Origin of the sequence: Devosia chinhatensis, from assembly GCF_000969445.1 — a bacterium.
Taxonomy (GTDB): Bacteria; Pseudomonadota; Alphaproteobacteria; order Rhizobiales; family Devosiaceae; genus Devosia; species Devosia chinhatensis.
The window spans coordinates 1-439 of sequence record NZ_JZEY01000092.1; the positions used below are offsets into that span (position 1 = coordinate 1).

Genomic DNA, 439 nt, shown 5'->3' on the forward strand with positions numbered 1-439 from the left:
ATCCATGACCGGCAGCAGGTGGAGCCGTGGCTAATGATGCCCGGACACTTCTGAACTCGACCTGGGGCACTTGCCGGGACACGAATCCCCGGAACTATCCAGTAGCCCAGTTGAGCGTGGTGGAAAGCAATCCATGCTTCGTTCTCTCGTCAATCCTTTGGTTGTGCTTTGCTGTCATAAGGCGATACTCAGCCATCGATTGGGGGAATCGATGCCACTAACGTTCAGCATCACCAAGGCGTATCCGCTCGATATCGCTAGCGACTGTTGGCGCGGCGTGATGATCGACGACCCGGTGGAGTTCGACATCTATCTGCGTGGGCGAGTGTGGAAGCGCGTTACCGATAGTGCCTTCGAAGACGATTTCGCCGCCAACCTGAATGCTCTGACCACTGCGGAAATGGACACGAGAGTGCTGACAGCCGTGCTCCAGGCAGCG

The 439-nt window shown here is 56.9% G+C and carries 1 protein-coding gene; it reads left to right on the forward strand.

The genetic code is table 11. The annotated features are described in order from the left end of the window. Positions 1-211: 211 nt before the first annotated feature. On the forward strand, positions 212-439 hold a 228-nt coding region (locus VE26_RS16860; RefSeq protein WP_046106516.1), incomplete at its 3' end, for a hypothetical protein.